Here is a 25,718-nt window from a genome sequence, read left to right as displayed (position 1 = left end):
CAACAGTGCGCGGTGAGCAACTCCTGACGCCCGGGCGGCGCCGGGCGCTGCGGTGGATCCTCACCGTGGCGATCGTGACCGTGGTGGCCGCGCTGTTCACCCGCGCCCTGATCGCCAACGCCGACGCCCTGGGCAGCCTCGACCTGCGCCCCGATGCGTGGATCGCCGGCGCGCTGGTGTTGTTCGCGCTGGCCGTGGTGCTCTCCGGGGTGCTGTGGGGCCGGATGATCGCCCACCTGGGCGGCATCACCGTCCGCGTGGCCGAGGCGATCCGGGTGCACTGCCTGTCCTGGCTGCTGAAGTACATTCCCGGCCAGGTGGGCTCGGTGGTGAACAAACTGACCTGGGCGCACTCGCGGGGCGTGCCGAAGTCCCTGGCCACGCTGTCCTTCTTCTACGAGAACGCGTTCCTGATCATCGGCTCGATCGTGCCCACCGGCCTGATCCTGCTGTTCCTGGGCGCCCTGGACCTGGCCGGCGGCGACGGCGGCATCGTGCTGCTCACCGCCGCCTCGGTGCTCCCGCTGCTGGTGCTGACCAGCCGGCCGGTGCTGCGCTGGGGCACCAACCAGGTCGCGCGCCGGGTACTCAAGCGGCAGGTGCCCGACGAGCACTTCCTCACCTCGCCGTCAGCCCTGAAGTACCAGTTGATGTACCTGATCCCCCGGATCGTCAACGGCACCGGGCTGGTGCTGATCGCGATCTCGATGTTCGAGGTGCCCGCCTCGGCCTACATCCCGCTGGCCAGCGCCTACATCTTCGCCGGTGCCGCCGGCATCCTCGCGGTGTTCGTGCCGAGCGGGATCGGGGTGCGCGAGTCGGTGTTCGTGCTGCTCGCCGTGGCCTACCTACCGGTGGAACAGGCCATCGTGCTCGCCCTGGCGGCGCGGCTGCTCGCCACCCTCGGGGACGCCCTGGTCGCGGCGATCTACGGCGCGCTCCGGTTCACCGCAGCCAGGGCAGCCCCCACGACATGAAAGTGGCCAGACTATGAAGATCGCGATCATCGGCTCGGCGTTCTCGGGCAACAAGGGCGCGGCGGCGATGTTGGAGAGTTCCGTGCAGCACCTGACCGCCGCCGACCCTCGCGCCCGGTTCGCGCTGCTGAGCATGTACCCCACCTCCGATGCCCGGTTGAACCCCTACCGGAACGTGCGCGTGCTTGACGCGAGCCCGGTGCGCCTGGGGGTGCTGCTGAACGGTGCCGCGCTGGCGCACCGGCTGCTGCCCCCGGTGCGACGGGTGATCGAGCGGGCGGTGCCGGAGATCGGGGTGCTGGCCGGAGCCGACGTGCTCCTGGACGAAGGCGGCATCACGTTCGTGGACGGGCGCGGCAAGTACCTGATCTACAACGTGGCGAGCATCCTGCCGGCGCTGTTCCTGGGCACCCCGGTGGTCAAGGTGGCGCAGGCGATGGGGCCCTTCGCCGAGCCGCTGAACCGCCTGGCCGCCCGGGCCATGCTCCCGCGGGTGGCGGCGATCATCTCCCGCGGGGCGGTGACCCACCAGCATCTCCTCGACGCCGGGCTTCGCAACGTCCATGAAGGCGCGGACCTGGCGTTCGCGCTCGACGTGGGCCAGGACGACATCGCCCAGGCACGCCGGCACGTCGACACGGCCTTCTTCGACGGTGGCGACGTCGTCGGCCTCTCCCCGAGCGCGGTGCTGCACACCGGCGCCGCCGCGCGCGGGCAGGACTACATCGGTGAGGTGGTCGCCCAGATCGACCACATCACGCAGGATCTCGGCCGGCCGGTGTTCCTGGTCGCGCACAGCGCCCGGGCGCAGACCACCAAGACGCACAACAACGACCTGCCGCTGTGCCGGGCGATCCATGGCCGCGTCGCCGCGCCGGAGAAGGTGCTGTTCGTCGACGTCGAGTTGAGTTCGCAGGCGTTGCGGTATCTGATCTCGCTCTGCGAGGTGTTCGTCGCCTCCCGGTTCCACGCGATGGTCTCGGCGTTGGCGATGGGCGTGCCCACCTTGGTGATCGGGTGGAGCCACAAGTACCGCGAGGTGCTGGAGATGTTCGGCCAGGCCGGCCTGGCCGTCGCCCATGCCGACGCCACTGAGGCGCGGTTCCGGGAGATGCTCGCCGACTTGCTGCAGCGGCGCGAGCAGGTCGCGGCGGAGATCGCGGGGGCGCTGCCCGGGGTGCGGGCCAAGGCCGTGGAGCAGATCGCGGTGATCGAGGAGGTCGCCCGGGGGTGACCGGTGGCTGCTACTGGTCGCCGTCCGTCGTGTGGTGCTCGACGGCGGCGGTCGCCTCGGGCGCGCCCGAGGCCTCGCGCAGTCGCCCCGGCCACACCTCGATGAGCGCCCAGAGCGCCGCGACCACCCCCACCAGCGCGATCAGCGCCAGCAGCACATCCGGCACCGGACTCCACGCCCGCAGGGCCGCGACGCCGTCGGCCATCGTGGAGTCCCGAGTGGCCCAGTGGAAGCCGAGCACCTTGCGCATGCTCACCGTCAGGAACACCAGGGCACCCAGGGTGACCAGGATCGGCACGAACCGCCGATAACGACGGGGCAGCCACCCCGCAGCCAGGGCCAGCACGACGAACGCCCCCGCCAGGCCCACATACAGGTAGCGGCCCTGCAGCCCCGCCGCCAGGCCCGTCTCCCGGTACAGCCCGAAGGTGCCCGCGAGCACCAACGCCAGGGAGGCGAAGAACGGCACCACCAGCACCACCGCGTCCAGGGCGCGCAGGCCCGGGAACCGGCGGGCGAGCAACGGGATGGCCACCAGTGCCGCGACGAGGACCACGAACAAGGTGATGGTCAAGGCGTAGGGAAACGGGGGCGGCAGGTCACCGCGTTTGATCGACAGGGTCGCCCAGAACCTCATCGGGATCAGCGTTGCCGCCTCGGCGGCATACCCGGGCAGTGCTTCGGCGATGCCAAGGGGACCGTCGGGGCGCGGCTGGGAGTGCCCGGCCGGCTGCACGGTGCCGTACCGCAGCAGGTTGACCACCCACCACCACCCGCCGAGCGCGGCCACCGCACCGGCGAGGGCGAGCCCGCGCAGGGCAGCGCCGAACCGCCCGAACCACCGGCCGGCGACCAGATAGGCGAGCACCACGAACGGCACCAGCACCAGCGCGAACGCCTTGGACAGCAGCGCGACCGCGAGCGCCAGCCCGGTCAGCGCCGCGATCCGGTAGCGCAGATCCCCGGAGAGGGTGTGGGTGACTCCCGCCGTGGTGGCGGCGGCCGCGGCGATGAGGAGGTTGTCGTTGTTCACCGCCCCGCCCAGGGCGCCGAGTTGCGGCACCGTCAGCGGTAGCGCCGCGGCGATGATCGTCACCGGCCGGTTGCCGCCCAGGCGCCGCGCCCCGTGGGCCAGCAGCAGGGGCAGCGGGCCGAGCAGCGCCACGCTGACCAGGCGCAGCGTCCAGACGGTCTGGGCGGCCGGCACCTGTGACGGCGCCACCTCGATCACCATCCCGAGCAGCCCGTAGTACAGCGGCGGGTGCTGCCCGGCCCGGTTGGTCGCAGGCTCTGAGGTGGCCACGGTCTCATCGCGCCGCTCGGTGAACGAGGCGTCGGCCCCGGGCGGGCCCTGGGCCGGCAGCGGCTCATAGTCGCCGTGACCGGGCGGGGTGGCCTCGATCACCCACAACAACTCGGGCATCTGCTGGAAGCCGGGCCAGTCCCCGGTCTCGAGCTGGTAGTAGGCGGCCGAGACGTGCCAGCTCTCATCGGCGGAGCGGAAGGTGGGCAGCAGCACCGACCACAGCAGCAGGGACGCCACCCAGACCGCGGTGAGCACCACCACCGCGCGGGGCATCCGGCTGCGAGCACGCCGGGGCGCCTGCCCGGGCGCCACGTCAGGGTGCACGACGTCCCACTCTCCCCTCGCCGTCGTCGTCCGCCACGTGAGGCCGGGCACCCATACGAACCTGTTACGCCCTGACCGGGGCGGCGGCAGCGAGGTCGCGGCGCGCCGTCGTCACCGTCGAGGCGACGACCCACACCGCAGCCCCAGCCGCGGCGAGCGCGACGAGCCACAGCACCGCATCGGGGGCAGGAGCCCAGGCCCGCAGCGCCTCCATCGCGTCCCCGAGCGCGGAGTCCCGTTCGGCCCAGTGGAAACCGGCGACCTTGCGCATGCTCACCAGCGTGTACAGCCCGCCTCCGGCGAGGATCACCCCGGGAACCGCCCAACGCGCCCTGCGCGGCAGTGTCGCGGCGACGCCGAGCACCACCACGAGCACCAGCCCGGCGAGCCCGGTGTACAGGTACCGCCCCTGCAGTCCCACCATCAGGCCGGTCTGCAGGTGCAGCGGCCAGACCCCGGAGATCATCGCGGCCAAGGATGCCGCGAACGGCAGCAGCAGTAAGGCGGTGTCGGCGCGCCGCATCCCGAAGGAGGCGGTGCGGACGAGCACGACGACGGCGAGCAGGAGCAGCAGCGCGAACAGGCCCGTGGTCATCCAGTAGGGAAACGGGGGTGGCTGCTGTCCGATCTGGATGGCCAGGGAGGAGAAGAAGCGACCCGGCACCCGGATCACGATCTCGAGGAGGAAGTCCGGCAGCGTCTGGAGCGGGTCGAGCGGGCCCTCGGGGCGCGGGGGGTAGTGACCGGCGGGCTGCACGGTCCCGTACCGGAACAGGTTGGCGACCCACCACCACCCGGTGGTGGCGGCGAGTGCGGCGATGAGGCCGAGCCGTCGGAACGCTTGGGTGAGGGCGCCCGCTCGCCATCCACCGAGGAGATAGGCCAGGCCGATCAGCGGCACCAGCAGGAGCGCGAAGGCCTTGGTGAACAGCGCGGCGGCGAGCACCACCCCGGCACCGACCGCGATACGGCGCCGCATGTCACCGGTCGCGGCGTGCACGGCCAGGATCGTGGCCGCGGTGGCGGTGAGGATCATGAGGTTGTCGTTGCTGACCGCGGCCCCGAGGGTGCCGAGTTGGGGGATGAGCAGGGGGCATGCAGCGGCTGCGACCACCGCCGCCGGGGGTGCGCGCAGCCGGCGGGCACCGAGGGCGAGCAGCAAGGGCAGTGGTGCGAGCAGGGCGACGTTGCCCAGCCGCAGCCACCAGACGGTGACGTGGGCGGGAACATCGGCCGGGAGTACCGCGAGGGCGCCGGCGAGGAGTGCGTGGTAGCCCGGCGGGTGCTGCCCGGTGGTGCTGATCTCCCCGGACCAGGGGCTGCCGAGGTTCTGCTCGCGCAGGTCAGCGAAGGAGGGAGCCAGGTCGGTGGTGTCGGTGGTCAGTGCCTGGTAGCCGGCGTGCTCGGGTGGGCGTGCCTGCACCACCCAGGTGAGGAGCTCCAGTTCCTGGTATCCCGGCCACTCCCCGTTCTCCAGCAGGGCGTAGCCGTTGGAGACGTGCCCGACCTCATCGGGTGAGCGGTAGGTCGGCAGCAGCACCGACCACACCAGCATCACCGCGACCCACAGGGCGGTGATGGCAAGGATCGTGCGGCGCAGGATCCCGGTGCGGCTCACGCGCTCCTGGTCGCCGGTCGGGCTCGCGGTGGGGCCGTGGTCGCGGTGGCCGGGCAGCTCGGTGGCTCCGGCCGCGGGGTGGGGCCTGGACACGCATCCTCCGAGACTGTGGCGCCGCACTGGTGGGTGAGGGCGGGGCAAAGACCGAACCAGGATATCGAGGATCGCCAGGCCCCGGGGCGGGCCGGTGTCAGAGGTGGCCGCCACAATGGTGGCCCCTTGAGCCGGTGTCCCGAACCGGGACTGCCGCGCCGACGCAATCGAATAAGGAGGCACCGATGCCCGGCCCCTACCGAATCCAGATCAACGTCGACTGCCGCGACGCCCACGCCCAGGCCCACTGGTGGGCGCAGACCCTGGTGGGGTGGCAGGTCGAGCCCACCGATCCCGACTTCGTGCAGTCGATGATCGACCAAGGCTTCGCCACCGACGCCGACACGCAGATGTTCCGCGGCGAACGGGTCTGGCGCGGGGCGGCCGCGATCTGCCCCGAAGCCGAAGCCGGTCAACTGGACCGGCAGCGGATCGTGTTCCAGGAGGTTCCCGAGCCCAAGGTCGGCAAACTGCGCTGGCACGTGGACGTCATCACCTCGGGCGGGGACATCGACAGCATCCGCGATGACTTGGTGGCGCGGGGAGCGCGCTACCTCGAGACCAACAGCCAGGGTCCGCACTCCTGGCACGTGATGACCGACCCGGAGGGCAACGAGTTCTGCGTCAGCCCGTGACACCCCTCTCCGCCAGTGGTTACCGCCGGCTTCCGCCGTCGCCGGCGGGGGTGACACCGCCCCGCCTGCAGTTCTACGGTACTGTCATGCCCTCCGCCGTTGACGCCGGCACCCGCGAAGCCGGGCCCGACGTCCCTGACGTCGCCGCCCTGCTGGAGCCGATGCGCCGGGAGATCCTGGCGCACTGTTACCGGATGACCGGATCGGTGCATGACGCCGAGGACCTGGTCCAGGAGACCTACCTGCGTGCCTGGCGGTCCTACCACGGCTTCGAGAACCGCTCCTCGCTGCGCACCTGGATGTTCCGGATCGCCACCAACGCCTGCTTGACCCACCTGAAGGGCCGGCCCCGCCGCCCCCTGCCCACCGGTCTGGGGGCTCCGGCGGCCAATGCCGCGGACGAACCGCATCCGCAGACCGGTGTCTCGTGGGTGGAGCCGATGCCCGATGAGGTGCTCTGGGGTTCCGGTCTCGATGACCCCGCCACCCGGGCTATCAGCGCAGACAGCGTCCGGCTGGCTTTCGTGGCCGCGCTGCAACACCTCAACGCCCGCCAGCGCGCGGTGCTGCTGTTGCGGGAGGTGCTGGCGTGGCACGCCCGGGAGGTGGCCGAGGCGCTGGACATGACGGTGGCCGGGGTGAACTCCACCCTGCAGCGAGCCCGGGCGAAACTGGCCCGGCTCGACCCCGACGAGGCTCCGCAGCTGCCCGACGGCGAGCGCCGCCGGGCGCTGCTGGAGGCTTACATGGCGGCCTTCGAGGCCTACGACATTCCCGCGATCGTGAACCTGCTCGCCGCGGACGTGGTGTGGGAGATGCCCCCGTTCCCGGGCTGGTACTCCGGCGCCGAGCAGGTCGGCACGTTGATCGGCACCTGGTGCCCGGCCGAGCGTGCCGGAGACATCCGGATGGTGCCGACATCGGCCAACGGTCAGCCCGTGCTGGCGCAGTACATACGCTCCGCCGACGGCGCGCTCCGCGCCTTCCAGCTGCAGCAACTCAGCATCACCGATGCCGGCGTGGCGCACGTGACCGTGCACTTCACCCCGGAGTTGTTCGGCAGGTTCGGCCTGCCGAGCGTGCTGGAGGAGTAGCCAGCCCGGAACGGGCGCTCTGGGTTCAGGGGGTCAGTTGACGTGCCAGGTCTCGCGCACGTCAACGCCGGCGTCGGTGATCAGGTTCAGCACCGGGCAGCGGGCGGTGACCTGACGGCGCAGCTCGGCCACCTCATCGGCGGTGGCGGTGGTGGTCAGGTGCACCTGCACGTCCACGCTCTGGAAGTGCGGGGACACCTCGGCGGTCCCCCGGAAGCCGCGAAGGTCCAGGTCTCCGTTGGCGGTGGACTCGATGCCGCTGACGGTGATGCCCAGTTCGGCGGCCACCACCTGCACCACCACGCTCAGGCACCCCGACAGCCCGGTGAGGACGTACTCGATCGGGTTCGCCCCGACGTCGGCCCCGCCCAGCGCGGGCGGCTCGTCCACGTCGAGGGTGAAGCCGCGGGCGGCCACCCGGGTGTGGGTGCCGGCCTGCCAACTGCCGGCGACGCCGATGCTGGCGATCTCGGGCTCGGTGGCTCGGGTGGCGGTGGCGGTCATGATGGCTCCGTTCGGTAGACAATTCGGGGCGCGGGCCACAGCCGGGGATCGGCCGTGCCCTCAGGGAGGTTACGCAGCCCTCGGACGAAGGACTCGGGTGCGCCGGGGATGTCCACCGAGTGAGATCGGGCCCGGGGGAACGGTGTTGCCGGGAGAAAGGCTTGGCGCAACCACCAGGGTGAGCGGCTACGGTGGCGCGCGTGCTACATCGCCTGGTCAATCTTCGCCCCCTGCGGGTGAGCGCACCCTTCCGGCGGTTGTGGCTCGGGACCTCGTTGTCCGCGGTGGCGGGCAACATGACCCTCGTCGCGGTGCTCTACCAGGTGTGGGTGATGACCGAGAGCCCGATCTGGACCGGCGTGGTCGGTCTGACCCGGGCGGTCCCGCAGGTGGTGTTCGGCCTGTTCGGCGGGGTGCTGGCCGATGCTGTGGACCGGCGCAACCTGGTGCGGACGGCGATGGTGGTCCAGATGCTCACCGCGCTGGGCCTGGCCGGGCAGGCGCTCGCGGACCTGGACTCCCTGCCGCTGTTGTTGCTGCTGGTGGCCGTCCAGGCCGGCGCCGGCGCTCTGGGCGCCCCTGCGATGCGGACCTTCCCGGTGCGCCTGTTGGCGCGGGACCTGGTCGCCGCGGGAATCGCGCTGCAGCACCTGAGTTTCCAGTTCGCCGCACTCATCGGCCCGGCCGCGGCCGGGGTGATCCTGGGGCAATGGGGCCTGGCCCCGCCCTACCTTGTGCTGGCGATGGCCTATCTGGTCGCCCTGTACGCGGTCATGCGCCTGCCGGCGATGCCACCTACCGGTGGCGGCAGCGGACGCGGCGTGCACGCCGTCGTGGACGGGATGCGTTTCATCGCACGCAGGCCGGTACTCCGAGGGCTCTACGCCACCGACCTGGTGGCCACGTTGCTCGCGATGCCGATCGCGCTGTTCCCGATGATCAACGAGGAACGCTTCGGGGGTGACCCCGAGACCCTGGGGCTGTTCCTCACCGCCATCGGGGCCGGCGGCGTCCTGGCGGGCCTGGTCTCGGGCACCTTCACCCGCTCCGACCGGCCCGGCGTGGTGCAGTTGTGGGCGGCGGGTGTCTGGGGCGCGGCAATCGCCGTATTCGGGCTGGTCGGTCCGTTGTGGCTGGCGCTGGCCGCCCTGGTGGTGGCCGGTGCCGCCGACACCGTCTCGGTGGTCTCCCGCGGCGCCGCCGTGCAACTGGCCACCCCGGACAGCCACCGCGGGCGGGTGACCTCCGTCGAGCACGTGATCGGGGTGGCCGGACCCGAACTGGGCAACTTCCGCGGTGGCCTGGTGGCCGGGTTCACCGGCGCCGCCTTCGCCACCGCCTCCGGGGGGCTGGCCGTGGTGGCCGGCATCGCGATCCTCGCCGCCGTCAACGGCCCGCTGCGCCGGTTCCGGATCAGCCACGAGGTGCCAACCAGCCAGGGCGCTGCCGGCGAGGTGCCGCCCAGCCCGGGCGAGGACCGCCCGGTGGCGCCCGAGGGCAGCGAAGTGCAACCCAGCCAGGGTGAGGACCGCGCGGAGTAGGCTGTTTCCCAGTCCAGCAAGAGCGCAGGAGGTCCCATGGCGCAGCAGGTAGCGACTTCTGTCACGGCGGCCGAGGTGATGGCCGAACTGGCCGAACTCGAGGACCCCAGGATCCGTGAGGTGAACGCCAAGCACGGCGACGAGCACGGGGTGAACCTGACCAAACTGCGTGGCGTGGCCAAACCGCTGCGCGGGCAGGTGGACCTGGCCCGGGAGTTGTGGGCCAGTGAGGACGCCGCCGCCCGGCTGGTCGCGCTGCTGATCGTGCGACCCGAGGATCTGACCCGCGATGAACTCGACACCATGCTGCGCCAGGCACGCGTACCCAAGGTGCAGGACTGGCTGGTCAACTACCTGGTCAAGAAGAGCCGGCACGCCGAGGAACTCCGTCAGATCTGGTTCGCCGACCCCGACCCCGTGGTCGCCAGCGCCGGCTGGGCGCTCACCAGCGAGAAGGTGGTGAAAGCGCCCGAGGACCTCGACCTACCCGGCCTGCTGGACCTGATCGAGGCGCAGATGAAGGATGCGCCCGAGCGGTTGCAGTGGGCGATGAACACCTGCCTGGGTCATATCGGGATCCACCACCCCGGGCACCGCGAGCGCGCGATCGAGATCGGCGAGCGGCTGGAAGTGCTCAAGGACTACCCGACCCCACCGGGGTGCGTCTCGCCGTACGTGCCGCTGTGGGTCAACGAGATGGCCAGCCGGCAACAGTAGGCCCCCCGCCGTGCCCGGCACGCGGCCTCCCTAGAATCGAGCCATGACGGATCAAGCCGATGCGGTTCGCGAGCAGGAACTGCTGATCGACACCGACGGCGGTCCGGCCCGTGTGCTCCTGCGCCCCACGCCGCACCAGCCCCGGGGCCTGCTCATGCTCGGCCACGGCGCCGGTGGGGGAGTCGGCGCCCCGGACCTGCTCACCGCCACCGGTGTGGCCGGCGACCTGGGCTGGCACGTGGCCCTGGTCGAACAGCCCTACCGGGTCGCGGGGCGGCGCGCCCCGGCACCGGCCCGGCAACTCGACACCGCGTGGACCCAGGTCGCCATGCACCTGCGCAACGGTGCCTTCGCAGGGTTGCCCGTCGTCGTCGGCGGCCGGTCCTCCGGGGCCCGGGTGGCCTGCCGCACCGCCACCGACCTCGGCGCGATCGGGGCGTTGTGCCTGGCGTTCCCGTTGCAGCCGCCCAAGGACCGTCCCTCCCGGCTGCCGGAACTGGAGAGCGCCGGGGTGCCGGTGCTGGTGGTGCAGGGCGAGCGGGACCGGTTCGGGATGCCCCCGGCTGCGCCCGAGCGCACCGTAGTGACGGTGGCCGGGGACCACAGCCTGAAGAAGGACCAGGACGCCATCGCCGGGGCGGTGCGCGACTGGCTCACCGGCCTCCCGGCGTCGGCCTGAGGGCAGCAGTCCCGCGTACGCTGGACCGTGCGGATGCCGACCCGCACCGGGCGGGGCACACTGCCAAGGGCAAGCAGCCGCGAGGGAAGGAACGTGTCATGACTGTCCACGTCGAGCCCGGCACGGTGGTTCTCTACACCGACGTGGCGTGCGGGTGGGCCACCGTGCAGTTGCACCGCTTCTACGCAGCCCGCGCCGAAGCGGGCCTGGATGAGCACGTCCGGGTGGACCACCGGCTCTTCCTCCTGGAGGACGTCAACTCCATGCCGCTGCCGAAGGGTCTGGTCGACGCCGAGATCCCCACCTTCACCGACATGGTCCCCGATTTCGGCTTCCGGGCCTGGAGGCGGGACGCATCCCAGTGGCCCATCACCACACTGCTGACCAACGAGGCGGTGCACGCCGCCAAGACCCAGAGCCTGGCGGCGGCCGAGGAACTCGACATGGCGTTGCGCAAGGCGTTGTTCGCGCGCAGCCGCGCGGTCAGCATGCTGCACGAGATCCTCGCCGTGGCCGAGAAGTGTGAGTCGGTCGATGCCGATGCGCTGGCCGCCGCGCTCGACGACGGCCGGGCCCGCGGGCAGATGATGCGCGACTACCGCGGTCGCGATGAGTCGGTGCAGGGCAGCCCGCACCTCTTCCTCGCCGACGGTTCCGATGTGCACAACCCCGGCATCGAGTTCCACTGGGAGGGCGGCGGTGAGGGCCAGGGTGACCTGGTGCTCGACAGCGACGATCCACAGGCCATGGCGCTCCTGGTGCGCAGGGCAGTGGTGCGCTGACCGCAGCCGTCACCCTCGCGGCCGATGACGGCGTAACCCATGCGCCCAAGCCCCTGGTCCGCCGTCGGGGTCACCCCGCCTGACCGGCGTCGCGCTCGTCCCGCTGCCGGGCGATGAGCGCTTCGATGCCGTCCAGGATGGTCTGGAGTCCGAACAGATAGGCCCGGTGCGGGTCGCCGGGTGCGTTGTACTCCTGCCCCGCGGCGTTCCCGATGCGCGCGGCGTAGGGGTAGTCGCCGGTATCCAGGAGCCCGGCGAGGACGGGACCGGCCTGGTGCCACCACTCGAGATCGGAGGCTTCCCGTGAGTCGGCGGCGCCGTCACCGGCCGTGGCCGTCGGCGGGGCCGCGGTCGCGAAGGCCAACCGGGCGCTGGATCGCACATGCTCCAGGATGAGGGTCAGCGCCTGGTCGATCTGGACGTCGGTCAACCCGGTGTCCACGAGCGGCTGCAGTTCGGCGTCGTACTTGGCGATGGTGCCCGGGCCCAGTGGGGGGCGGGCGGTGTCGACGTGGATGAGCCACCGATGGCGGCCCAGCAGTTCCCAGTTCCTCTCGGCCACCTTCTCCAGTCCACCGCGCCACCGGCCCGGGTCGGTGGTTGGGGCTGGGTAGGTGACGTCGGTGAACACCCGGTCCACCATGAGGTCGATCAGTTCCGCCTTGCCCGGCACGTGGGAGTACAGCGTCATCGCACCGACGCCGAGCCGCTCGGCGAGTTTGCGCATGGACAACTGATCGACCCCGGTCGTGTCGGCGAGAGCCACGGCGCCGTCGACGATCGCCTCCAGGGTCAGGCCGCTGCGTCCGGTCTTGACGCCTCGGCGCCACAGCAACGGGATCACGCGCAGGGGATCTCCCGCCCCGGTGCGCTCGGCCATGCGGATACCACCTTGCCAGAGGGAATAATTCCCTCTACCTTACGTGTTCGTACGATGTACGGTATAGCGTACATGCGGTGAGAGGGAGTGGATGAACGCGACGATCGATGCCCAGCGGGTGGGCAAGGTGTTCCGGGCCAAGGCGCGAGAGCGGGCCGAGACGCAGGAGGATGCCGGCAGCGATGAGGCCGGCCTACGAGACCTGAGTCTGCAGGTGTATCCGGGCCAGGTGCTCGCGCTGCTCGGCCACAACGGCGCCGGGAAGACGACCGCGGTGCGCGGGCTGTCGACGCTGTTGCGGTTCGACCGCGGCCGGGCCCGGGTGGCCGGCTTCGACGTGCGCACCGAGGCGTCGAAGGTGCGGGAACGCATCGCCCTGGTCGGCCAGGAAGCCGCCGTGGACGAGCAGTTGAGCCCGACCCAGAACCTAATCCTGTTCGGGCGGTTGCGCGGCCTGAACAAACCCCACGCCGCCACCCGGGCGCGGGCGTTGCTGGAGGAGTTCGGGCTGCTCGAGGCCAAGGACCGGCCGGTGCGCACCTTCTCGGGCGGGATGAGGCGCCGCCTGGACGTGGCGGCGGGCATGATCGTGCGTCCGGCGGTCCTCTTCGTGGACGAGCCGACCACCGGCCTGGATCCCGCGGCCCGGCGCGATGTGCGGGACGCGCTGCGCCGGCTCGTCGGTCACGGGACCACGGTGCTGCTGACCACCCAGTACCTGGAGGAGGCGGACGCGCTGGCCGACCACATCGTCCTGTTGGCTCGCGGGGCGGTGGTCGCCGAGGGAAGCGCAGACGACCTCAAGGACAGCCTGGGCCACTCGGTGCTCCGGCTCCGGTTCGCCGGCCCCGAGCAGGCCGAGCGCGCCCGGCCGATCCTGGCCAGGTTCGACGCCCGCGCCGAGCCCGGGGCGGACCTCGTTACCGAACTGCACACCACGGCCCGTGACATCGTCCTCGACTGCGTCCGGCAGCTCGCCGAGGAAGACGTTCATCCGGTCGAGGTGGCGCTGCGCAAGCCCTCCCTGGACGAGGTGTTCCTGTCGATGACTGATGGCCGGGCCGTGACTGATGGCGGGGTCGCGACCTATGGCCGGGCCGCGACTGACGGCGGAGCCGCGACCGGTAGCGAGGCAACCGTGAGGGAGACCGGCCGGTGACCGCCGTGTCCAGCCCATCCGAGGTGTCCACGATCGCGCCCTCACCACCGGGGGTGCTCCGGTCCTCGCTGATCCTGGCCCGGCGAATCATCGCTGGCTGGAAGTCCCAAGCGGCGACGGTGGCGATCACCTGGCTCTTCCCGGTGTTCGTGGCGCTGATGTTCCTCGGCCTGTTCGGCGGGGCGCTGCAGATGCCCGACGGCGTGGCGTACCTGGACTTCCTGATGCCGGGGATGCTGGCGGTGACCATGCTCTTCGGGCTGGAAACCACCACCCTGGCCGCGGCGGTGGACGCCTCCCGGGGAATCAACGATCGGTTCCGCACCTTCCCGATCAACTCGGCGGCCATCGTGCTGGGCCGGTGCCTGGCGGACATGCTCAGTTCGCTCATCGGTCTGGTGGTGATGGTCGTGTTCGGGTTGGCCATCGGGTGGCGCCCAGAGGCCACCCTCGCCGCCGTCCTAGTGGCAGCGGGGATCCTACTGCTGCTCCGGTTCGCGCTGTTGTGGGTGGGTATCCACATCGGGTACAGCGCGAGGTCGGTGGAGTCGGTGGCCTATGTCCAGATTCTGGTCTGGCCGGTGGCGCTGCTGTCGAGCGTGTTCGTCGATCCGAGCACCATGCCCACGTGGTTGGGCGTCCTCGCCGAGGTCAACCCCGTCTCAGCCGCCGCCACCACGGTGCGCGACCTGGTGGGCTCGGCCACCTGGCCCGGCCAGGTCATCACCGGACGGGCCTCCTCGCTCCTGGCCATCGTGTGGCCGGTGGTGTTGACCGCCGTCTTCCTGCCCCTGGCCGCCCGCGGCTTCCGGTCCGGCACTACATGAGTCATCTCCCCGTCACCACGTCCCCCGATCACAGGAGCACCATGACCACCGGCACCATCCGCCTGGGCGGCGTCCGCCAGAACAACCTCAGGGACATCAGCCTCGACCTGCGTAAGAAGTCCCTGATCGTCGTCGTCGGCGTCTCCGGGTCGGGCAAGTCATCCCTGGTCTTCGACACCATCGCCGCCGAGGCGCAGCGTCAGATCAACGCCACCTTCAGCGCCTACGCCCAGAACTACCTGCCCTCCTACGGCCGGCCCGATGCCGACCGCATCGAGAACCTCTCGGCCGCGATCGTCATCGACCAGCGGCGCCTGCACGGCGGGCCCCGCTCGACCGTGGCCACCATCACCGACATCGGGGACGGCCTGCGGCTGCTCTACGCCCGCGGTGCCACGCCGTCGATCGGTCACGCCAACGCCTTCTCCTTCAACGACCCGGCCGGAATGTGCCTGCGGTGCCACGGTCTGGGCGTGGAGAAGATCCTCGACGTCGATGCCTTCATCGACACCTCCGCGTCCCTGCGGGAGGGACCTTTCGCCCACCCCGACTACCGGCCCGGCACGCTGACCTGGCGGCGCTATGCCGACTCGGGCCTGTTCGACGTCGACGTTCCGCTCGAGCAGTACTCGATGCGCGAGATGCACCTGTTGCTGGAGGCCGCGGCCGGTGAGGTGGAACCGACCGGCGCCCACGACCTGCCCGGGGACTACGAGGGCGTGCTGGTGCGGTTCCACCGGATCCAACTGGCCAAGGACCCCGCCACCCTCAAGGGCGAGGCGAAGAAGGCCTACGAGCGACTGGTCACGCTCGGGCCCTGCACGGAGTGCGACGGGACCCGGCTCAACGAGGCGGCCCGCAGCGCCGGGATCGAGGGACTCACGCTGCCCCAGGGGTACGCCATGCAGGTCGGTGACCTGGCCGGGCAACTGCGCGGGTGGGACCTGGGGCCGCTCGATGCCCTGCTGGACGACGTCGTGACCCAGTTGGAACGCCTGACCAGCCTTGGTCTGGGGTACCTGAGTCTGGACCGGGCGACGGCGACGCTGTCCGGAGGGGAGGCGCAGCGGGTCAAAATGGTGCGTCACCTGGGCAGCACCCTGAACGACATGCTCTACGTGTTCGACGAACCCACCGTCGGACTGCACACCCGCGACGTGCATCGGTTGGCGCAGATGCTGCAGGTGCTCCGGGACAAGGGGAACACCGTCGTGGTCGTCGAGCACGACCGGCAGGTGATGGAGATTGCCGATCAGGTGGTCGAGATCGGGCCGGGGGCGGGGGTGCACGGCGGCGAATTGATCTTCCAGGGCTCCTTCGAGGACCTGCGCCGCGCCGACACCCCCACCGGGAGTGCACTGCGATCGCCGGCGGCGCGGCCCCGGGAGCCACGCGAGCCCACGGGTTTCGTCCGGATCGAGAACGCCGCCAGCCACAACCTCAAGGACGTCACGGTCGAGATCCCTCTCGGCGTCCTGACCGTGGTGACCGGAGTTGCCGGGTCGGGAAAGTCGAGCCTCATCCACGGGCACCTGCCGGTCGCCGCCCCGGACGCCGTCCTCATCGACCAGGCACCGATCCGCGGCTCACGCCGCTCCACCCCCGCGTCCTGGACCGGGATGCTCGATGAGATCCGCCGCATCTTCGCCAAGCGCACCGGTCAACCCGCGGCGCTGTTCTCCCCGAACTCCGACGGCGGCTGCCGGGCGTGTGAGGGCACCGGCGTGAACTTCCTGGACCTGGGCTTCACCGACCCGGTGCTGACCACGTGCGAGACCTGTCAGGGGCGGCGGTTCCGCGCCGGGGTGCTGAAGTACACCGTGGGCGGGCGTTCCATCGCCGACGTCTTCGAGATGACGGTGGAGACCGCGGCGGAGTTCTTCCACGACAGGAAACTGTCCGTTCTCCTGCGGAGAGCCGACCAGGTGGGACTGGGCTACCTCGCGCTCGGGCAGAACCTCACCACCCTGTCCGGCGGGGAGCGGCAGCGGCTCAAACTCTCCCGGGAACTGACCGAGGACGCCGGCATCATCGTGCTGGACGAACCCACCACCGGGCTGCACGCCAAGGACACCAGCCGGCTGCTGGCGCTGTTGCACGAGATGGTCGACGACGGCCGCACCATCGTCGTGATCGAGCACGATCTGGACATCGTGGCCGGAGCCGACCACGTCATCGATCTTGGTCCCGAGGGTGGACACGACGGCGGTCGCGTCCAGTTCACCGGCCCGGTTCCTTATCTCGCCCGCACCGACACCCACACCGGCCGCTACCTCCGCGCCCGGTTGGGGCCGGGCCTGGCATGATCCGTGCATGGAACTCATCGACCTGAGCCACACGGTGACCGAGGGGATGACCACCTACCCCGGCCTGCCGGGGCCGGTGATCACCGAGTACCTCACGTTCGCCGACTCCCACGACCGGTACGAACCGGGCACCGAGTTCGCCATCGGGCGCATCGACATGGTGGCCAACACCGGCACCTACCTGGACACCCCCGCCCACCGCTACCCGGAGGGGCACGACCTGAGCGCGCTGCCACTGCACCGGTGCGCGATGGTGCCCGGCGTCGTCGTCGACGGTGGCGAAGCCATCGGACCGGAGGCCTTCGACGGGGTGGACGTGCACGACCGGGCGGTGCTGCTGCGCACCGGCTGGGACCGGCACTGGGGAACCGGGGCCTACGGCGACCCCGAGCACCCGTTCCTGACCGAGGACGGCGCGCACTTCCTGGCCGGGGCCGGTGCGCGGCTGGTGGGCATCGACTCGGTCAACATCGACCACACCGGCGTCGGCACCCGCCCGGCCCACACGGTGCTGCTGGCGGCCGGGATCCCGGTGGTGGAGCACCTCACCGGCCTGTCCGCCCTGCCCCCCGAGGGCTTCACGTTCACTGCGGCACCGCCGGCGGTGCGGGGCATGGCGACGTTCCCGGTGCGGGCCTTCGCAGCGGTGGGGTGAGAGGGTGGGGTGAGAGTCAGGCCGCCGGGTCACGGTGCCGGAATAGTCACTGGGAATGGTTGGTTACACCTGGTGCCGGCCCGGCGTAAGCCCCCGGGCTCCAAACTCCGCCGCTACGAGCGGCCTTCCGCCGTGAGGCGGCTGCCGGGCCGGCATCTCGAATCCTTGTAGGCCCGAGTGACCTGTCCTGGCGGCAATCGCCCGGGCCTCGGATGACCACCATGGAATGCAAAGGAGCGGAGATGGATGAGGGCGTCGAGCAGGTGACGAACGGCCTGGAGGCGCCGGTTCGCGAGATCGTGAACCGGTTGCGCATGTTGGTGGTCAACGCGGTCCCGGACGGCATCGAGGAGGCCGACCCGGCAGCGAAACTGCTCGGCTATACCTTCAAGCCGGGCACTTACAAGTACCTGATCGCCGCCATCGCCCCGCAGACCAGGCATGTGAACCTGATGTTCGCAAGCGGTGCCGAACTCGCCGAGGAGGACACCGAGGGTCTGCTGGAAGGGACCGGGAAGAGGGCTCGCCACATCAAGTTCCACACCCCGGCCGATGTGGATCGGGCCGGCGTCGTTGACCTGCTCAGCGAGGCGGCCCGCCGCACGCCACGGCCCTGACGCTGGGCGCGGCTACCGGCTGGGAGCCGCGGTCGTCAATGGTGGGTCGTCACTGCCCGACGCGTCCGTCGATGCACTCGCGCAGCAGGTCCGCGTGTCCGCAGTGGCGTGCGTACTCCTCGATCAGGTGCACCAGGACGTCCCGGACAGCGACCTGTTGACCACCATGACGCGGCAGCGGTACCCGTTCGCCGAGATCGTCGAACCGGGCGATGGCGGCGTCGGTCCCTGCCATCTGCTCCTCCCATCGCGCGAAAGCCTCGGTCACGACCGTGCGGTCGGGGATCGCGCCGTCGAACTCGGGATCCTCGCCGTCACCGGCAAACACCGGCTGCACGGGCTCGCCACCGAGGACCCGGGAGCCCCAGGACTGCTCCACGCGGGCCATGTGTCGGACCAGGCCGAGAAGTGACAGCGTCGACGGCGGTACCGATCGCCGCGCGAGCTGGTCGGCGTCGAGGCCCTCACACTTCATGCCCAGCGTGAGGCGGTAATGGCCGAGGTAGTAGAGCAGCGTTGGCAACTCGCCGTCAGGCGCGACGTTGCCACGGGGATCCTGGTCGGGGTCGACCCACATGTCGGCATAGACCGTGGCTTGCGTCCAGCGAACGGGAGCGTTCTCACTCATGGCCCGGACGCTAACAGGGCTCAGCGGGCCGGTGGCAACGCAATAGCCGCGGCCGTGCCTTCGACGGCTACCGGCAGCGCCCGGAGGTACGGGGGCGAACGCTCCCGCGGGAGCGCGGAGGGAGCGCGGAGGGAGCGCCGAGGGGCCGCGGGTCAGCGGCGGGCGTCGATGACCCGATCGATACCGAGTTCCAGCAGTTGGCGGTCAGAGGTCAGCAGGAGCAGGTCCTCGTGCCGGGCCTGGGACAAGAGCATGCGATCGAACGGGTCGTGCCTGGCCAGATCGGGGAACTCCTCCAAACCGGAGGCATGGTGGGAGCGGAACGGGAGCTCGACCAGACCGGCCGCTGCGGCAGCGCCTGCGACCTCACCCGGTACCTCGAGGCGGCCTAGCATCTGTTTGATGGTGATCTCCAGCACCGATGCCGAGGAGAAGCGGGGCGAAGTCGAGGTGGTGAGGTGCGCCCTCGCACCGGTGCCGAGTTGCGGGTCGCCCGCGAGCACCCACAGGAGCGCATTGGTGTCCAGCAGCACACCGTTCACGGCGCGGGCTCGCCGTCGGGCGCGGGCTCGCCGTAGAAGTGATCCGCGATCTGGGCGTCGGAGCCATCGAAGACAGCAGGGTCGGCCCGGAAGCCTTCCCATCCCGCAACCCCGATGGTGACGTCTGGGCCCCGGTGTACGATGAGGTCCACCACCGGCTTACCCGCGCGGGCGATCGTGACCGACTCGCCCGCCAGAACGGCCTCGATCAGTCGTGAAAGTTGAGACTTCGCCTCATGCACGTTGACCTGCATGCCGCGTATCCTAGATGGCTTGGCTAAGCCTGGCTAAGCTGACAGCCGAACCGATTCTCAACTCGTCCGAGGTGCCGGCATCCACCCACGGGGGGCTACGCGCCTCAGCCGGGCACGTCACCACGCCGAGGTCGTCCGATGCGGCGGTTCGCGACATTGGTGCGATCCCTCGGATGGATCAGGTCCCACTCCGGCGGATCCTGCGGGGCGCGGACGACGTGCACTCCCAGTGCGGCATTGAGGAACGGTTCCATGGCCACTCCTTCCGTTCTCCACCACACTAGAAACGATTCCGGACGGTCTGCTGCCGCATTGCAACCGTCCGTCCCTAGCGGGCCCGGCCGGTCGAAGAAGAGCGCAGCAGCGAGCGCAGCCGCACCACCTCACCGGCGGCCGGGCGGCCGGGGGCCGGGGGGCGCCTACTTTCGGGTCACGCTCATCAGATGGGCACCGCGACGAGCCCGGCGAGCGTCTGCTCGATCCCGGTTGTGCCGTGCACCGTGCGGTCTCCGTGCGGGACGAGACGACCGGTGTCGCCGGCCTCGTGCAGCTCGACCAGCATCTGGGCGGCTTCGGCCGAGACGCCCGCGGCCAGGATCGTGTCCTTCCACGCAGCCCTGGGCAGTGTCATCACCTCCAACTCGCGATCGAGCAGCCTGGCAAGGATCTCGGCGATCTCCCGCTCGCGGTAGGCGGGACCGGTGAGGGCGATGGTCTCGCTGCGCCGCGGGGGCGACAGCAGCGCCTCGGCCAGGACGGCGCCGACATCTCGGGTGGCCACCATCGGCACCGGCACGTCGGCGGACCCGGCGAAGACCGGGTAGATGCCCTGCTCCCGGGCGGCATCGAGGACGTCGGTGATCTTCTCCTGGAAGTGCACCGGGCGCACCGCGGTGACGGTCGCCGTCGTCGAGCGCAGTGCGTTCTCGAGGTGATGCAACGGCGCGATCGGTCCGGTGCCCTCGGGCAGGTGAGCCCCGACCGAGGACAGCAGTGCCACATGCGGGACGCGGGCGTCGACCACCGCCTCGGTGATCGAGGAGATCAGGGCCGTCATGTAGCCCCGGAAGTCCGTCGTCATCGGATTGAACGGCAGCAAGGTGAAGAACCCGGCGGCACCCTGTAGCGCCCCCGTGAGTCCGGCCTGGTCGGCCAGGTCGACGAGGACGGCTTCCGCGCCTCGATCCACCCAGTGTTGGGCTGAGGCCGGGCGCCGGACGAGGACCCGCACGGGTGAGCCGTTCTCGAGCAAGCGGTCTGCGATGGCCGATCCGACCCGTCCGGTGGCTCCTGAGATCACGTACATGGTGTGCCCTTCTGTGCGCTGAGTTGATTGCATGATCACGTTATGAACTACGAGCCGGATGAGAAATAGCCGAAGTGCCGCAATCCTTGACTGTTCGTCCGGAGAAGCAGGACGATCGGACTCACTCGTGCGACGATCGCACCATGGTCGATTCCCCCTCCTGGGCACCCTCGGACCCCTTGGGCGATGCGCTGCACCTGCTGCGGATGCGCGGGACCTTCTACTGCCGCAACGAGTTGCGTGAGCCGTGGGCACTGGAGGTGCCCGCGTTCGCCGACACCCTGAGCTTTCACGTGCTCACAGCCGGCTCGGCGGTGCTGCAGGTTCCGGGGGAGGAGGACATCGCGTTGCGGCCCGGTGACCTCGCGGTGGTTCCGCACGCGCGCGGGCACACCATCGCCAGCAGTCCCGGGGCAGGCCCCGCCGGCTGGGTGGACCTGCTCCCGCAGCGCTACCTCAGCGAGCACTACTCGGTGCTGACCTACGGGGGCGCCGGGTCGTCGTCGCTGCTGCTGTGCGGCATCGTCGGGTTCGACGAACCCGCCGCCCGGGAACTGCTGCGCCACCTGCCTGCCGTATTGCACATCCAGGCCGGCATCGACCCACAGGCCGCGCCGGTGCACGAGATCGTGCGGATGATGGCAACCGAACTGGCCGACCTGCGCCCCGGCGGTGAGGCGGTGACCACCCGCTTGGCCGACATCGTGGTGGTGCAGGCGATCCGCACCTGGCTCGCCCGCGACCCGGCCGCGCACCGCGGGTGGCTCAGCGCGCTGCAGGATGAGCACCTGGGCCGGGCCCTGGTCTCCATCCACCGCGACCCGGGACGCGCATGGACACTCGCCGCGCTGGCACGGGAGGCCAGGATGTCGCGCTCGGTGTTCTCGGCCGAATTCACCGAACGGGTGGGGGAGCCGCCGATGGGCTACCTGACCCGGTGGCGGATGAACCTCGCGCACGCGCGACTGCGCGAGGGCACGGCCAGCGTCAGCCAGGTCGCCGCGGAATCCGGGTACGGCTCGGCCGCCGCATTCACGCGTGCCTTCACCCGAAGCACCGGCCAGACACCCGGGGCGGTGCGGCGGGGCCGGGGGGCGCCGGTGCGTGCAGGGACCGGCTAGGTAGGCCGCCCGGGGTGATGGGTGCGACGCCTCCGAGTGGCTGCGGTGCGGCCGCTAGCATCGAGCGATGAACACCGAACCCGCCACCGGAACCGAACCCGGCACCGACCCACGACGCGGCGGTGAGTCCGACCCGGTCCTGCGGGTACGAGCCGCCGCCGAAGGCGCCGGCGTGCGGTTCGACCTGGTCCGCCTGGACGAGCACGTGCCCACCGCTGCGGCGGCTGCTCAGGCGCTGGGGTGCACGGTTGCCCAGATCGCGAACTCCCTCATCTTCGAGGCCGACGGCGAACCGCTGCTCGTGATCGCCAGCGGCGCCCACCGCGTTGATGTCGCCAAGGTGGCAACTGACCTGGGTTATGCCAAGGTGCGCCGGGCCGGTCCCGACTTCGTGCTGGCCCACACCGGCCAGCAGGTCGGCGGGGTCGCGCCCTTCGGCCACCCGGCGCCGGTGCGGACCGTGATCGATGAGGACCTCGCCACCCACGAGCAGTTGTGGGCGGGCGGTGGTGACGACTTCACCATGCTCTCGATCACCTTCGCGGACCTGGTGCGCTCCACCGGGGGGCAGGTGCGTCGGGTGCGCTGACGCTACCGCGCACCTTCGATACGCCCCGGCGGGCCCGGGGGCGTCGTCGTCGGCTATCAGCATGCCCGGGCCGGACTTGACCGGGGTCAAGGTCGTTTGCGCGCCGTTTCCGTACGTTCTTATCAGGCCTCAGGAAATGGGCGGGGCAGCGACTGTAAAGGACACGACGATGACCATGATTCGCAAGTGGTGGAACGGGCCGTGGATGGTTCCCACGGTGTCCGGTCTGCTCATTCTGATGTCGTTCTTCACCTCCCGGGCCATGGGCCTGGACGGTGTGGGCGATCTGCTCATGGTGGCCGCTGCGGTGGTCGCCGGGGTACCGATCGCCGCCAAGGCCGTGCGGGCGCTGATGGTCAAGAACATCAGCATCGACCTGCTGGTCTCCATCGCCGCCACCGGTGCGGTGATCATCGGCGAGTACTGGGAGGCCGCCGCGGTGACCTTCCTGTTCGCCATCGGGCACGCCCTGGAGGCGCGCACGATGAACAAGACCCGCTCGGCGCTGGCCGAACTGGTCGCCGTGGCCCCGGACGTGGCCGTGGTGATGCGCGACGGGCAGCAGGTGGAGGTCCCGGCCCACGAGGTGCTCGAGGGCGAGACCGTGCTGGTCAAGAACGGTGCCAAGGTGCCCGTCGACGGTGAGGTGATCGCCGGCAACGGCGCCTTGGACGAAGCCTCCATCACCGGTGAGTCCATCCCGGCCGAGAAGGCGCACGGAGACCAGGTCTTCGCCGGCACCATCTCCCGTGGCGGTTTCCTGCAGGTGCGCGCCACCGGCATCGGTGCCGACACCACCCTGGCCCGGATCATCCACCGGGTGGAGGAGGCCCAGGACGCCAAGGCCAAGACCGCGGCTTTCATGGACCGCTTCTCCACCTACTACACCCCGGCGATCATGGTGCTGGCGCTCGCGGTGGGCCTGCTGACCGGCAACGTGGTGCTGGCGCTGACCCTGCTGGTGGTCGCCTGCCCCGGTGCGCTGGTCATCTCCATCCCCGTCACGATCGTGGCCGGCATCGGCCGCGGGGCCCGCGACGGCGTCCTCATCAAGGGTGGGGAGTACCTGGAGAACTCGGCCAAGATCGACGCGGTGGCGCTGGACAAGACCGGCACCCTCACCGAAGGTCGCCCCGAACTGACCGACGTGGTGGTGCTCGACCCGAGTTCCACCCGCGACGAGGTGCTGACCTGGGCCGCTCGGGCCGAGGCCGGCTCCGAGCACCCCCTGGCCCGTCCGGTCCTGGAGGCTGCCGCTGCCGAGGGACTGTCCACCCCGGGCCTGCCCGAGCACACCGAGCCAGTGCCCGGCAAGGGCATCACCGCGACCACCCACGGCCGCAGGGTGCTCATCGGTAACGCCGCCCTGCTGACCCAGTACGGCGTGGCTGACACCGTGGGTGCCGAGGACGCTGCCGAGGACCTGGCCGCCCAGGGCCGCACGCCGATGATCGTGGCCGTGGACGACGCCGTTCTCGGTGTGGTCGCGGTGGCCGACACGGTCCGTGCCGAGGCCGCGCAGATGGTGGCCGACCTGCACGCCGCCGGTGTGAAGAAGGTGGTGATGCTCACCGGGGACGCCCCGCTGGTGGCCCAGGCCATCGGTCAGGCCACCGGGATCGATGAGGTGCGCGCCGGGTTGCTACCGGAGCAGAAGCTCCAAGCGGTGGCCGACCTGCAGAAGCAGGGCTACACCGTGGCGATGGTGGGCGACGGCGTCAACGACGCTCCCGCCCTGGCCACCGCCGACATCGGTGTGGCGATGGGGGCGGCCGGAACCGGCGTCGCCATCGAGACCGCCGACATCGCCCTGATGGGTGACCGGCTGTCCCGGCTGCCGGAGGCGATCGGCCTGGCCAAGAGCACCGTGCGGGTGATGCGTCAGAACATTGTGATCGCCCTGGCCACGGTGGCCGCGCTGATGGTGGGTGTCTTCACCGGCGGTGTGACGATGGCGATCGGGATGCTGGTCCACGAGGCCTCGGTGCTGGTGGTGATCGTCAACGCGATGCGGCTGCTGCGCAAGAAGCGCCGCGCCGCGGCCGGCCCGACGGCTCCAGCCGCCAAGCAGCCCGTGGTCAAGACGCCCCAGGCGGCCTAACCCACCACGACCCGGGGTCGAACCTCACGGCGACGCCCCCGAGCCAGACCCCGCCAGGCCGGGCGGATGGGACCCACCAGCCCATCCGTCCGGCTCTGGTCATGCCCGGGGCTGCCGGTCCAGAACCACCCGTGCGGGGGAACGGCCTCCCCACGACGGGGGAGGCCTGCGGACCCTCCCTGCCCTCACGCTGGGTCACATGACCACGACTACGACTGCGCGGCCCCGTCTGACCACCGACCCGGTGCGACTCGCCCGGTTCCGGAAGCGCATCTGCCTCGCGACGATCCTTGCCTGCCTGCCCTACATCCTGCTCAAGATCGCCTGGGTCTCGGGCTGGGGGATCGGGGCGAACAGCTCCGACTTCGCTGGAACCACGATCGCGGCCAACACCGCCACAGGCTTGCTGGACATGGTGGCCGTCGCCATCGCGATCCTGCTGGTCCATCCGGTGGGCCGGCGCATCCCCGCGTTCTTGATCGCCTTCCCGCTGTGGATCGCAGCCGGCCTGCTCGCGCCGGTCGCCGGGGGCTTCGTCCTCGGCTCGGCCGTCCAACTGCTCTCAGGAGGAGGTAGCCCGTTGGTCGATGACGTCCTGCAGCCTTGGGTGTTCGCCGTGGTCTACGGCGGCTTCGTCCTGCAAGCGGTCCTGCTCGGCACGGGCCTGGTGTTCTACGCGCGTGAGCGCTGGCAGATGCTGCTCTCCGGTGGCCGCGCCCACGACGGCGCCGGTCACACCCGTCCGCTACAGAACCTGCTGGGCTGGATCTTCATCCCGGCCGGGCTGGGCTATGCCATCTTGAACTGGGGGTGGGCCGTCACCGGTGGTGGCAGGTTCCCCGACCCGTCCACCGGGCAGCGCGTGATGCTCACCCTGTTGGGTGCATTCGCGATCGGTGCGTGCCTGGCCCTGGCTGAACTGAGCCGTGGAGACCGACTGCGCCGCCGATGGCTGGCTCTGGGTTTCGTCGGCACCGCTGTGGTCTTCACGGATGCGCTCACCGGCCTCGTCAACGCGCTGCTGATCGGCCCGGACGACTGGGGTCACGCCGGATTCACACCGGATGAGGCGCTCGCCCTCCTGTTCATCGCGTTGAGCGCACTCGGTGGTGCGATCGGTGGGGCCCTGCGGTTCGTCGAGGAGTGCCGGACGGCGCCCGAGGCCCGCGCCGATACCAAGCGTGAGCGGGCAGATACCCCCACACCGGTTGCGTAACCGACCGGGCACC

At 70.7% G+C, this 25,718-nt stretch carries 26 protein-coding genes; 17 read left to right on the top strand and 9 right to left on the bottom strand.

All coding sequences use genetic code 11. The annotated features are described in order from the left end of the window. Positions 1–5: 5 nt before the first annotated feature. Complete coding sequence (locus tag ACO0LV_RS06590; RefSeq protein ID WP_424787083.1) at positions 6–977, top strand: lysylphosphatidylglycerol synthase domain-containing protein; 972 nt, start codon at positions 6–8, stop codon at positions 975–977. 13 nt (positions 978–990) lie between these two features. Then, the gene (locus ACO0LV_RS06585) at positions 991–2,211 is read left to right on the top strand and encodes a polysaccharide pyruvyl transferase family protein (RefSeq protein WP_424787082.1); all 1,221 of its coding nucleotides are present in this window, start codon (positions 991–993) and stop codon (positions 2,209–2,211) included. Positions 2,212–2,221: 10 nt separating this feature from the next. Here ACO0LV_RS06585 and ACO0LV_RS06580 read toward each other — a convergent pair whose 3' ends face one another. After that, positions 2,222–3,841, bottom strand: a complete 1,620-nt coding sequence (locus ACO0LV_RS06580) for a phospholipid carrier-dependent glycosyltransferase (protein WP_424787081.1) — start codon at positions 3,839–3,841, stop codon at positions 2,222–2,224. A gap of 64 nt (positions 3,842–3,905) precedes the next feature. Further along, on the bottom strand, positions 3,906–5,552 hold the full coding sequence (locus tag ACO0LV_RS06575; protein WP_424787080.1) for a glycosyltransferase family 39 protein: 1,647 nt from the start codon (positions 5,550–5,552) through the stop codon (positions 3,906–3,908). Between the two features lie 185 nt (positions 5,553–5,737). Here ACO0LV_RS06575 and ACO0LV_RS06570 point away from each other — a divergent pair, with 185 nt between their 5' ends. Continuing rightward, positions 5,738–6,187 (top strand): VOC family protein, encoded by a 450-nt coding sequence (locus tag ACO0LV_RS06570; protein WP_424787079.1) that lies wholly within the window; start codon positions 5,738–5,740, stop codon positions 6,185–6,187. A gap of 86 nt (positions 6,188–6,273) precedes the next feature. Next, positions 6,274–7,281 (top strand): sigma-70 family RNA polymerase sigma factor, encoded by a 1,008-nt coding sequence (locus tag ACO0LV_RS06565; protein ID WP_424787078.1) that lies wholly within the window; start codon positions 6,274–6,276, stop codon positions 7,279–7,281. Positions 7,282–7,314: 33 nt separating this feature from the next. Here the strand turns inward: ACO0LV_RS06565 and ACO0LV_RS06560 are convergent, their stop codons facing one another. Continuing rightward, entirely contained in the window at positions 7,315–7,785 is a 471-nt protein-coding gene (locus ACO0LV_RS06560; RefSeq protein ID WP_424787077.1) for an OsmC family protein, read from the bottom strand. Between the two features lie 191 nt (positions 7,786–7,976). On the opposite strand from ACO0LV_RS06560, the gene ACO0LV_RS06555 reads away from it, so the two are divergent. From ACO0LV_RS06555 to ACO0LV_RS06540, 4 genes are all read left to right on the top strand, one after another. Next, positions 7,977–9,326, top strand: coding sequence for an MFS transporter (locus tag ACO0LV_RS06555; protein ID WP_424787076.1), 1,350 nt, complete (start codon positions 7,977–7,979; stop codon positions 9,324–9,326). Between the two features lie 36 nt (positions 9,327–9,362). Next, positions 9,363–10,043, top strand: a complete 681-nt coding sequence (locus ACO0LV_RS06550) for a DNA alkylation repair protein (protein WP_424787075.1) — start codon at positions 9,363–9,365, stop codon at positions 10,041–10,043. 43 nt (positions 10,044–10,086) lie between these two features. After that, positions 10,087–10,722, top strand: a complete 636-nt coding sequence (locus ACO0LV_RS06545; protein WP_424787074.1) for an alpha/beta family hydrolase — start codon at positions 10,087–10,089, stop codon at positions 10,720–10,722. A gap of 98 nt (positions 10,723–10,820) precedes the next feature. After that, positions 10,821–11,504, top strand: coding sequence for a DsbA family oxidoreductase (locus ACO0LV_RS06540; RefSeq protein ID WP_424787073.1), 684 nt, complete (start codon positions 10,821–10,823; stop codon positions 11,502–11,504). Positions 11,505–11,574: 70 nt separating this feature from the next. On the opposite strand, the gene ACO0LV_RS06535 is transcribed toward ACO0LV_RS06540, so the two are convergent. After that, positions 11,575–12,384: a TetR/AcrR family transcriptional regulator gene (locus ACO0LV_RS06535; protein ID WP_424787072.1), complete on the bottom strand. Its 810-nt coding sequence runs from the start codon at positions 12,382–12,384 to the stop codon at positions 11,575–11,577. A 91-nt stretch (positions 12,385–12,475) separates the two neighbouring features. Between ACO0LV_RS06535 and ACO0LV_RS06530 the strand changes: the two genes are divergently transcribed. The 5 genes from ACO0LV_RS06530 to ACO0LV_RS06510 all read left to right on the top strand — a co-directional run bounded on the left by ACO0LV_RS06530 (position 12,476) and on the right by ACO0LV_RS06510 (position 17,948). Further along, a complete protein-coding gene (locus tag ACO0LV_RS06530) occupies positions 12,476–13,543 on the top strand; it encodes an ATP-binding cassette domain-containing protein (RefSeq protein ID WP_424787071.1) in 1,068 nt (355 codons plus the stop codon). 5 nt (positions 13,544–13,548) lie between these two features. Continuing rightward, positions 13,549–14,370, top strand: coding sequence for an ABC transporter permease (locus ACO0LV_RS06525; RefSeq protein WP_424787070.1), 822 nt, complete (start codon positions 13,549–13,551; stop codon positions 14,368–14,370). A 41-nt stretch (positions 14,371–14,411) separates the two neighbouring features. Then, positions 14,412–16,676, top strand: a complete 2,265-nt coding sequence (locus ACO0LV_RS06520) for an ATP-binding cassette domain-containing protein (protein ID WP_424787069.1) — start codon at positions 14,412–14,414, stop codon at positions 16,674–16,676. 7 nt (positions 16,677–16,683) lie between these two features. After that, positions 16,684–17,331, top strand: a complete 648-nt coding sequence (locus ACO0LV_RS06515) for a cyclase family protein (protein ID WP_424787068.1) — start codon at positions 16,684–16,686, stop codon at positions 17,329–17,331. 242 nt (positions 17,332–17,573) lie between these two features. After that, positions 17,574–17,948: a DUF1801 domain-containing protein gene (locus ACO0LV_RS06510; RefSeq protein ID WP_424787067.1), complete on the top strand. Its 375-nt coding sequence runs from the start codon at positions 17,574–17,576 to the stop codon at positions 17,946–17,948. A gap of 49 nt (positions 17,949–17,997) precedes the next feature. On the opposite strand, the gene ACO0LV_RS06505 is transcribed toward ACO0LV_RS06510, so the two are convergent. The 5 genes from ACO0LV_RS06505 to ACO0LV_RS06485 all read right to left on the bottom strand — a co-directional run bounded on the left by ACO0LV_RS06505 (position 17,998) and on the right by ACO0LV_RS06485 (position 20,711). Further along, entirely contained in the window at positions 17,998–18,576 is a 579-nt protein-coding gene (locus ACO0LV_RS06505) for a DinB family protein (protein WP_424787066.1), read from the bottom strand. A 152-nt stretch (positions 18,577–18,728) separates the two neighbouring features. Further along, complete coding sequence (locus ACO0LV_RS06500) at positions 18,729–19,118, bottom strand: type II toxin-antitoxin system VapC family toxin (protein WP_424787065.1); 390 nt, start codon at positions 19,116–19,118, stop codon at positions 18,729–18,731. Continuing rightward, entirely contained in the window at positions 19,115–19,372 is a 258-nt protein-coding gene (locus ACO0LV_RS06495) for a type II toxin-antitoxin system Phd/YefM family antitoxin (protein ID WP_424787064.1), read from the bottom strand. Before ACO0LV_RS06495 ends, ACO0LV_RS06500 begins: the two co-directional genes overlap by 4 nt. A gap of 104 nt (positions 19,373–19,476) precedes the next feature. Further along, a complete protein-coding gene (locus ACO0LV_RS06490; protein WP_424787063.1) occupies positions 19,477–19,626 on the bottom strand; it encodes a hypothetical protein in 150 nt (49 codons plus the stop codon). A gap of 185 nt (positions 19,627–19,811) precedes the next feature. Continuing rightward, the gene (locus ACO0LV_RS06485) at positions 19,812–20,711 is read right to left on the bottom strand and encodes an NmrA family NAD(P)-binding protein (protein WP_424787062.1); all 900 of its coding nucleotides are present in this window, start codon (positions 20,709–20,711) and stop codon (positions 19,812–19,814) included. Between the two features lie 110 nt (positions 20,712–20,821). Between ACO0LV_RS06485 and ACO0LV_RS06480 the strand changes: the two genes are divergently transcribed. The 4 genes from ACO0LV_RS06480 to ACO0LV_RS06465 all read left to right on the top strand — a co-directional run bounded on the left by ACO0LV_RS06480 (position 20,822) and on the right by ACO0LV_RS06465 (position 25,705). Then, a complete protein-coding gene (locus tag ACO0LV_RS06480) occupies positions 20,822–21,799 on the top strand; it encodes an AraC family transcriptional regulator (protein ID WP_424787061.1) in 978 nt (325 codons plus the stop codon). Between the two features lie 67 nt (positions 21,800–21,866). Beyond that, the gene (locus ACO0LV_RS06475; protein WP_424787060.1) at positions 21,867–22,388 is read left to right on the top strand and encodes a YbaK/EbsC family protein; all 522 of its coding nucleotides are present in this window, start codon (positions 21,867–21,869) and stop codon (positions 22,386–22,388) included. Between the two features lie 169 nt (positions 22,389–22,557). Then, positions 22,558–24,489, top strand: a complete 1,932-nt coding sequence (locus ACO0LV_RS06470; protein ID WP_424787059.1) for a heavy metal translocating P-type ATPase — start codon at positions 22,558–22,560, stop codon at positions 24,487–24,489. A 199-nt stretch (positions 24,490–24,688) separates the two neighbouring features. After that, a complete protein-coding gene (locus ACO0LV_RS06465; protein WP_424787058.1) occupies positions 24,689–25,705 on the top strand; it encodes a hypothetical protein in 1,017 nt (338 codons plus the stop codon). Positions 25,706–25,718 lie beyond the last annotated feature (13 nt).

This window comes from Pseudactinotalea sp. Z1739 (assembly GCF_049725055.1).
Lineage (GTDB): Bacteria > Actinomycetota > Actinomycetes > Actinomycetales > Beutenbergiaceae > CALKWS01.
Note: the sequence above shows the minus strand (reverse complement) of the source record. Positions and strands in the feature narration are given on the sequence as shown.